Raw genomic sequence first — 6,655 nt, forward strand, 5'->3', positions numbered from 1 at the left:
CGAAGATTAAATTATCGTCGCGCGGACTCACCCAATCTGATCGCTATTTTTTCAGATTTTCTGCACCAGAAACAACTTTGGCCGAGTCAATTTTATCCCCTTGTTTGAGCGTATCGATCACTTCCATTCCCTCAGTTACATAACCAAAAACGGCATAATCACCATCGAGAAAATTGATATCCGACAGGGCAAAATAAAACTGAGAAGAAGCGGAATTAGGTTGTTGAGAACGGGCCATTGCGATCGCACCCCGTTTATGGGGTAAAGCGACGATGGGAGTGCGGGCCGTGGCCTGTTGACCGATTGCTTGCCCATAAATCGGCTCTTTTTCGTCTTTGAGGAGAATTTCCAGGGGAACATAACGGGATTGCTTGGTTTCTGGATCAACAAAACCACCGGTTCCGCGACCCTGGGGATCACCACCTTGGGCGACAAAAGGCTGCGGTTCCTTAACCACGCGATGGAAAGTTAAACCATTATAAAAACCTCTCCCCACCAGATCCACAAAGTTACCGGCAGTAATTGGGGCCGCATTGCCATCAATTTCGATCGTTACCGGTTTACCTTTGATTATCATCTCGACGACGGCAGTTCCATCTAAGCGGGGTTTGTAATTATCCATGTTGACACTGCCCGAACTGGCAGGTTGAGAGGTTTGGGTGATACTAGAATTAGAATTATCGGGGGTGGAATTAGCTTCTGGGGAAGAACAGCCGAAAAGTGTCGTCGTTGTGATTAAAAAAACACAAACTAGAGACAGCCAGCAATATTTTCTTATCTTCATCATTTTATAGCCAAAAAGAGCGAAAAAAGGCTTACAATCCCTCTAGAGGAATTTCCAGAAAACGAGCGAGTTCCGCTCCTTGATTTTCCAATTCCGAGAGGGACATCGGATCGCCGACGCGAGTTAAAGGGATATCGCGACGCTGTTTAATCCGCAGGAATAGTTCCCGTTTCGGGTTGAGTCCTTCTCGCACTTCGGCCCGCACAGCTTGCACATCTTCGAGAGGCCAATCGAGATCAATGCGACGATTTTTGCCGGGGTAGCCCCAACGAAAGATTTTAACTTTGCCGGTTTCCTTGTTAAACTCGTTGTAACCACCTCCGACATTCCAGAAGAGAGATAACCAGAGATAGATGGCTAAAAGCGTCCCCGCAGTGCCATAAAAGAGGAGGGCGACTCCTTGGGGAATAAATTGTAAGGAACTGGTATCGCTAACGAGAAGTAGATTGACCTTCAAATAACTGGAAAGACCGGCGAGGAGAAACCCTAGACCGCCAATAGAGACGATTACAGCCCAAAAATAGTTACTAGGGCGACGCGCTCCCACTACTTCTTGCCGTAGGATCAGGCTATCTTTACTTGTTGTTTGCGCTTTCATGAATTCTTTTTAAGGTTGCCTAGAGTTATTTTACCAGCTTTTTTCTCCCCACTTCCCCAACCCCGACTCCCCCCATACTCCCCAACCCCAACCGAGGGTCTTCACCTGACATTCAAGATAAATACAGCATTTCTCATAAATATGAAGTATAGCCTGATAGGGAATCGTCTTCTGTCTCTTGATCTACCCAATGTGAAGCATCACTGAAAAATTGATGATCAAGTTTACTGCCATTGAGCGTGAATGCGTGGATGGAGTAAACGCTCAACCAGTTGACCGTTTTTTAAATGTTCTTCGACAATCTGATTGACATCCTCTGGTTTAACACGACAGTACCAGGTTTCCTCGGGAATAATTCTCACCGTGGGGCTAGTGCTGCACTGTCCTTGACAACCACTGGTCATAACGATGACATCTTCTGGGAGAGCTGCCGTTTGCCAAGCTAAAAGAAGCTCCGACGCACCCTGTACCAAACAGGAAGAATGCTGACAGACCATCACAAATCGCTTTTGGGGATAAGACATATTACCTAAAAAGTAGAAAAATTAGATAGTTCCCTGGGTATATTCTTGGGAATGGCTTTGGGGAAGCATAGTTTTATTTTGCCCCGAATCCCCAATACTGGCAATAAGTAGTCGTGCAAAATTAATTTCCTAGTCGAGACAGGAGACTCCGAGACAGGAGACAGGAGACGGGGGACTCCGGGACAGCTATCAGGGATCAGATTTGAATTTTTAGTTCACTGTTTACTGGTCACAGCAAAAAGCTTTTGGCTAACGGGTGACGGCTTGGATGTGTAATTAATTTTGCTTAGGTACTTACAAAAAGGGGGGCGAAAAATTAACCATCAATCTTTAAAATAGAGTTCGGAGAAAAATTTAGTCAATCAAGAGGGTAAAAGTGGCATTCGCTAGTCATTGGGTCATGTTAGGTTTATTACTGGGTTTTGCCGTCGCCCATAGCGGATTAGCCAGTTTACGAATGGGGGGAGAAGCTATCATCGGTGCGCGACTGTATCGGGTATTATTTGCCCTCGTTAGTATCCCTCTAGCGGTAATTTTAGTAGTTTATTTCTTCAATCATCGTTATGATGGTTTGCTTCTCTGGCAAGTGCAGGGAGTAACCGGAGTAAAAACCCTAGTTTGGATACTTTCGGCCATTTCTTTTTTCTTTCTCTATCCTGCCACCTTTAACCTGCTGGAGATCGCCGCTATCCAAAAACCGCAGGTTCATCTCTACGAAACCGGCATCCTGCGCGTTACCCGTCATCCCCAGATGGTAGGACAGGTGATCTGGTGTATTGCTCACACCCTCTGGTTAGGGACAAGCTTTACCCTATTAACTTCCCTGGGTTTAATTGCCCATCATCTTTTTGCTGTCTGGCATGGCGATCGCCGGTTAGAAGACCGTTACGGAGAGGCATTTTTAAAGGTCAAAGAACGCACCTCGGTGATTCCCTTTTTAGCGATTATCGATGGTCGGCAAAGCCTAAAATGGCAAGAATTCCTTCGTCCTGCCTATCTAGGGGTAACAGGGTTTATTTTACTCCTCTGGTGGGCGCATCCTTGGCTAATGCAAGCAACAAGTAAAATTTATTGGTGATTTGGCTCCCAACCCCTTTCTTATTGATCCCGATTGGTGTAAGATGGCTTTTATATCAAAATTAAGTTTTCATAAAATCCGTTTAGACATGATGCTATCTGTCAACGAAAAGAGCTTCCCTAAGCTAGTTTTAGATTCTTCTGGTCCGGTACTCGTGCATTTTTGGGCACCTTGGTGTGGTTTATGTCGTTTAATCCAACCCACCCTCTTGTCTTGGCAAAATGACTGTCAAGGTGCGATTCAATTAGTAGCTGTCAATGCCGATGATAATTTTAAATTAGCTAATAGTTTTCGTCTGCGTAGTCTGCCTACTTTAATTCTCTTCGATCGAGGTGTTCCCGTTCACCGTCTGGAGGAAATTCACAGTCGCGAGGAATTGCATCAAACCCTGCGACTAATAGTCAAAAATCAAATCCTGCGTTCAGCTTAAGTAGCTGGTTATAATTAAATTGAAGATATATTTTGGGTTCGATCCCCCCTTAATCCCCCCTTAATAAGGGGGGTGCCGATCCCCCCTTAATCCCCCCTTAATAAGGGGGGTGCCGATCCCCCCTTAATCCCCCCTTAATAAGGGGGGTGTCTGATAGTTTTTAACACCTGCCTGCTTAAGGGAAAGATGTCTTTTCTGATGGGACTGGCAGAGATAATATAATAGGACAAAAAGTAGATAATCCCAATTCCTAAGATACCCATAGTTCCCCCAGTTCAAAAAATTAGGAGGCTTGAGAAAAATGCCGATTGGTGTGGCTGAATTTGTCGAAAATCAGGAAAATCGCTGTCCTGTGGTACTACTACTAGATACCTCTGGTTCAATGCAAGGGGAACCGATTAAGGCTCTCAATGATGGTATCAAAACCTTTCAGCAGGACGTGATGCGGGATACCCAAGCGACGTTGAGCGTAGAAACCGCCATTGTTACCTTTGGTAATGGAGGGGTTAAAACCGTGCAAGATTTTGTCGGGATTGACCAATTTACGCCACCTACTTTAACCGCAGGAGACTTAACTCCCATGGGAAAAGCGATTGAATTGGCCTTAGATTTAGTCGAAGATCGTAAAGCGATTTATAGAAATAATGGTATCCAATATTATCGCCCCTGGATATTTTTAATTACTGATGGTGCGCCTACGGATCAATGGAATCTGGCAGCGCAACGGGTAAAACAAGCAGAAGCAGAAAATCGGGTTTTATTTTTTTCTGTAGGTGTTCAGGGTGCTGATATGGAGACGCTCAAACAGATTTCTAATAATCCCCCCGTGTTACTCAATGGTTTAGATTTTCGGGAATTATTTCAGTGGTTAAGTAACTCAATGAAACGAGTTTCTGGTGGTAAAATTGGAGCGGCGATCGCTTTACCACCAGTGAATTGGGGACAAATCACCACCTAGAGGACAGTTAATTATGTGGAGAACATTATGTCAGTCGGTGGTCGGTAGTTTTCACGTCCAAACGGGATTACCCTGTCAAGATTATGGTGATTATAAATTATTGGGTCAGGATGTTTTGATTGGAGCCGTAGCCGATGGGGCCGGTAGTGCCAAACATTCGGATTTAGGGGCGAAAATAACAGTTAAAGCAGCGCTGCAATTTTTAGAGGATAAGCTCAAAAAAACAGCATTAGCTGCCACTGGAACTGAAGCGGAATTAAAGGAAATATTCCGGCGACTGTTGGCTTATGTTCAGCAAATTCTCCAAGAAAAAGCTGAAAAAGAACAGTTATATATTAATGATCTGGCGACAACTTTACTGGTTGTTTTGGTTACTTCAAAACGGTTAGCAGCGATGCAGATAGGAGATGGTTTTATTGTGTTCAAACCTCTGGGAGGAAATTATCAGTTATTGTTCCAGCCTGACAAGGGGGAATACATCAATGAAACCACTTTTGTTATTTCTAGTAATGCTTTGGAGGAGATGCAAATAAAAATTTTAACCGAGCCAGTTGCCTTTATTTGTGTGGCGACGGATGGAGTGGAAAAGGTATCGATCGATTATAAAAATTGGCAGCCTTTTCCGCCTTTTTTTCAGCCATTAGAGGAATATTTACAACAGACAGAAACGCCATTGCAGGAAGACCTCGAAGAATTTTTAAAGCGGGAGGATTTAAATAAGTTAACAACCGATGATAAAACCTTACTCCTAGCTTTTTGTTTAAGAAACTGAGGGGTTTAAGAAACCGGGTTTCTGGATCTGGTTCAACCCAACCTACGATAAGACTATGGACTAAGTAAATCATGAAAATTGACGAATTACTTAAAAACAAACGAGAAAAAATTATTGCTATTGCGGCTAAACACGGCGCAAATAACGTGCGAATTTTTGGTTCTGTTGCACGGGGAGAAGCTGACGAAAAAAGCGATATTGATTTATTAATTGATTATTGTAGCGAACGTCGGAGTCCCTGGTTTCCCTTGCCGTTAATTCGAGAACTTGAAGCCTTGTTAGGCTGTAAAGTTGATATTGTTACCGAACAGGGACTTAAAGATAGAATCAGAGAGCGGGTACTAAAAGAAGCAATACCACTATGAGAGATGATAGCGAACGCTTGCGGGATATTTTAGAAGCAATTGAGCGTTTAGAAAAGTATGCTCGACAGGGAAAAACCCTGTTTGAACAACAAGAATTAATTCAAACTTGGATTGTCTATCATTTACAAATTATTGGTGAAGCAGCTAGAGCAACTTCTCAAGAATTTAAAGCAAGATATCCCGAAGTTCCTTGGCGAGATGCCAGCGATCTAAGAAACTTAACTATTCATGAATATTTTCGTATCAATCTAGAGATTATTTGGGATATTGTTGAAAATGACATTCCTCCTCTAAAAGGACAAATCGAAGCTATTTTACAGGAATTGATTTGACGAAACCCAACTCAATTATTAAAAAATGTTGGGTTTCACTATCGTTCAACCCAACCTACGATGGGACTAAGGCACTACCTTGGAAGCTAATATTAACGAATCTACCTCAAACAATGAAGTACGAATGGGATCAAGACAAGAGCGACGCTAACTTAGAGAAGCACGGACTGAGTTTTGAGGATGCACCGCTAGTTTTTGGTGGTAAATGTGTTACCTTCGAGGATAGCCGTTTCGTTTATGGTGAGATAAGATATATTACGCTTGGCAAATTGAAAGGTCGAGTTGTCTTAATCGTCCATACCCCTCGCTCTAATAAAACTCGTATAATCTCAATGAGAAAGGCAAACAATCGTGAGCAAAAAATCTATCAAAAGCGACTTGAAGAGAATTGATGCGATGACGGATGAGAATATCGATTATTCTGATATTCCGCCGTTAGGTGATGAATTCCTTACCCAAGAAACAGTATCTTTTTCGCCATCAAAGCAGCAATTAACCATCCAACTAGATCAAGATATATTAGAATGGTTAAAAGCTCAAGGGAAAGGATATGAGACACAAATTAACTACATCTTGCGGGAAGTGATGGAACAGCAGCAGCAGTAAAAAACAATGAACCTGATTTGATTACATCTACCTCAAACAATCGTGAGCAAAAAATCTATCAAAAGTAATCTGTAGGTTGGGTTGAGGAACGAAACCCAACTCAATTATTAAAAAATGTTGGGTTTCACTATTGTTCAACCCAACTACGATGGGACTGAACAGCATAAATACTCGGAGATTTTTTGATGTCTTTAACTTATCGCTGTCA

General features: G+C 42.8%; 10 protein-coding genes and 1 pseudogene. 8 read left to right on the plus strand and 3 right to left on the minus strand.

The window, feature by feature from the left end; translation table 11 throughout:
• Positions 1 to 43: 43 nt before the first annotated feature.
• The 3 genes and pseudogenes from IM456_RS14195 to IM456_RS14205 form a co-directional block, all read right to left on the minus strand.
• Positions 44 to 787 (minus strand): peptidylprolyl isomerase, encoded by a 744-nt coding sequence (locus IM456_RS14195; RefSeq protein WP_149985760.1) that lies wholly within the window; start codon positions 785 to 787, stop codon positions 44 to 46.
• Positions 788 to 815: 28 nt separating this feature from the next.
• A complete protein-coding gene (locus IM456_RS14200; protein ID WP_149985759.1) occupies positions 816 to 1,382 on the minus strand; it encodes a photosystem I assembly protein Ycf4 in 567 nt (188 codons plus the stop codon).
• Positions 1,383 to 1,606: 224 nt separating this feature from the next.
• A pseudogene (locus tag IM456_RS14205) lies at positions 1,607 to 1,912 on the minus strand ((2Fe-2S) ferredoxin domain-containing protein); the annotation flags it as partial.
• 370 nt (positions 1,913 to 2,282) lie between these two features.
• Between IM456_RS14205 and IM456_RS14210 the strand changes: the two are divergent.
• From IM456_RS14210 to IM456_RS14245, 8 genes are all read left to right on the plus strand, one after another.
• Positions 2,283 to 2,984 (plus strand): NnrU family protein, encoded by a 702-nt coding sequence (locus tag IM456_RS14210; RefSeq protein ID WP_287692034.1) that lies wholly within the window; start codon positions 2,283 to 2,285, stop codon positions 2,982 to 2,984.
• Positions 2,985 to 3,072: 88 nt separating this feature from the next.
• Positions 3,073 to 3,414: a thioredoxin family protein gene (locus tag IM456_RS14215; protein WP_044034581.1), complete on the plus strand. Its 342-nt coding sequence runs from the start codon at positions 3,073 to 3,075 to the stop codon at positions 3,412 to 3,414.
• A 301-nt stretch (positions 3,415 to 3,715) separates the two neighbouring features.
• Entirely contained in the window at positions 3,716 to 4,372 is a 657-nt protein-coding gene (locus IM456_RS14220; protein ID WP_287692035.1) for a vWA domain-containing protein, read from the plus strand.
• 13 nt (positions 4,373 to 4,385) lie between these two features.
• On the plus strand, positions 4,386 to 5,144 hold the full coding sequence (locus tag IM456_RS14225) for a PP2C family serine/threonine-protein phosphatase (protein WP_287692037.1): 759 nt from the start codon (positions 4,386 to 4,388) through the stop codon (positions 5,142 to 5,144).
• 71 nt (positions 5,145 to 5,215) lie between these two features.
• Positions 5,216 to 5,509 (plus strand): nucleotidyltransferase family protein, encoded by a 294-nt coding sequence (locus IM456_RS14230; protein ID WP_002770523.1) that lies wholly within the window; start codon positions 5,216 to 5,218, stop codon positions 5,507 to 5,509.
• Complete coding sequence (locus tag IM456_RS14235; RefSeq protein WP_066029773.1) at positions 5,506 to 5,841, plus strand: HepT-like ribonuclease domain-containing protein; 336 nt, start codon at positions 5,506 to 5,508, stop codon at positions 5,839 to 5,841. The genes IM456_RS14230 and IM456_RS14235 overlap by 4 nt, the downstream gene beginning before the upstream one ends.
• Before the next feature lie 113 nt (positions 5,842 to 5,954).
• The gene (locus IM456_RS14240; RefSeq protein WP_002772034.1) at positions 5,955 to 6,233 is read left to right on the plus strand and encodes a BrnT family toxin; all 279 of its coding nucleotides are present in this window, start codon (positions 5,955 to 5,957) and stop codon (positions 6,231 to 6,233) included.
• A gap of 4 nt (positions 6,234 to 6,237) precedes the next feature.
• Complete coding sequence (locus IM456_RS14245; RefSeq protein ID WP_106910032.1) at positions 6,238 to 6,447, plus strand: BrnA antitoxin family protein; 210 nt, start codon at positions 6,238 to 6,240, stop codon at positions 6,445 to 6,447.
• Positions 6,448 to 6,655 lie beyond the last annotated feature (208 nt).

Origin of the sequence: Microcystis sp. M079S1 (assembly GCF_020246425.1) — a bacterium.
In the GTDB taxonomy this organism is placed as follows: Bacteria; Cyanobacteriota; Cyanobacteriia; order Cyanobacteriales; family Microcystaceae; genus Microcystis; species Microcystis aeruginosa.